This is a genomic window from Candidatus Obscuribacterales bacterium (assembly GCA_036703605.1).
Lineage (GTDB): Bacteria > Cyanobacteriota > Cyanobacteriia > RECH01 > RECH01 > RECH01.
The window spans coordinates 1-1541 of record DATNRH010000635.1 but is presented as its reverse complement, the minus strand read 5'-3'; the positions used below and the strand labels follow the sequence as shown (position 1 = coordinate 1541).

The window sequence follows — 1541 nt, the reverse complement described above, 5'->3', positions numbered from 1 at the left end:
CGGTGACAACAATCACCGAGCTAAACAGCTTGTTGCCGGTGGCGTCGTACATCGTGGCGAGCTGGTGCGCTGTCCAAGCGATAGAGTTGGACTTCCCCGACCCGGCGCTATGCTGAATTAAGTATCGCCGACCGGCTCCTTCCTGACGGGTGGTGTCGATCAACTGATTCACCACTTGCCATTGATGGTAGCGGGGGAAGATCAGGGTCTCTTTGGTGGTGCGGCTGCCGTCGAAGTGTTCGGTAGTTTTTTGCTCAAGGTGCAGAAAGCGGCCCAGCACCTTGAGCCAGGCATCGGGCTGAAATAGTTGCTCCCACAGGTAGCCGGTGGCGTAGGTGATTTCGTTAGCGGGAGGTGGATTGCCTGCACCACCGTCGGCTGTCCCTTGGTTAAAGGGCAAAAAGAAGGTGTCTTTCCCCGCCAGCTTAGTGGTCATGGCCACCTCTTGCTGGCTAACCGCAAAGTGGACGAGGGCACCACGCTTAAAGGTCAGCAACGGTTCGGCTTTGCGGGTGAGGGGATCTTTGACGGGGCGATCGCTGCAATATTGGCGTTTAGCGTTTTCGATGGATTGCTTGAACTCGCTCTTGAGTTCGAGGGTGGCGGTGGGGATGCCGTTGACGAATAGCACTAGGTCGAGGCGGGGGTTGTAGTCTCCCTTGCGGGCGTGGGGTGAGTAGGAGACTTCGGGGACGACACGCAGGCGGTTGGCCTGGTAGCGGGCTTGGGTATCAGGGTTCATGCCGTGGTCGGGCTTAAAGCTGCACAGATCGACCTTGACGCCGGGCAGTTTGTAGCCGTGGCGCAGCACATCGAGGGTGCCGTTTTTTTCCAGATGGCGAACAGTCTTTTGAATCAGAACGTTGGCGGGGTCGCTGGGGTTGCTTTTGCAGAGCTTTTGCCAGCGCTGTGGCCAGGCAGTTTGAACATAGCCCAGCAGGTCTTCGGTGTAGAGGGCGGTGGTGGGGTTATAGCCTGCGGACGTGCCCACTAGCCAGCCCTGGGCTTGCAGGGCGTTGATGATGTCTTGCTGGAAGGCGCGTTCTTTACTGTCGGCCATGGGAAGCTCCACGGGGCGGAAGATTTGCTAACGTAAAAACCTTTGATGGGTGGGCACAGCCTACCCTACGTCTGCGGTATTCTTATCGTTCCCAGGATGGAGGGAGAGTGATCTGGAGTACCTCTGTATCAACTCTTTAACTTAGACCAGCAGATTTTGAATTTGTTCACGGGTGACGTTTACTTGGGCCATAGCACGACTCCTTCTTTGATGGATGGCAGCAAGATCATTCTCCGGGTGAGGAGAAGTTTGCTATGAGGGGAAACCGCTCTGGATTTTGGATAGTCTCAAGGGACAGATCCACATCGAGATCGGGCCAATAGAGATGGCCGGGGTGAGGTTCTTCTACGTTAAAGATGTGCTTAACGGGTGCATTTTCAAACCACGGGAACTGCTCGTAGGGCAAAAAATACTCAAGATCGCTACAGAGCAGCCAAATACCATTGACGGAAATGTTGCTAACTTCGGTTTTGGAAGTAAT

The 1541-nt window shown here is 55.0% G+C and carries 2 protein-coding genes; both read right to left on the bottom strand.

All coding sequences use genetic code 11. The annotated features are described in order from the left end of the window. Positions 1–1060: type I restriction endonuclease (locus tag V6D20_13395; protein HEY9816775.1), on the bottom strand; the 1060-nt coding region annotated here is incomplete at its 3' end. 226 nt (positions 1061–1286) lie between these two features. Further along, a partial coding sequence (locus V6D20_13390; GenBank protein ID HEY9816774.1) for a DUF2442 domain-containing protein occupies positions 1287–1541 on the bottom strand: 255 nt, incomplete at its 5' end.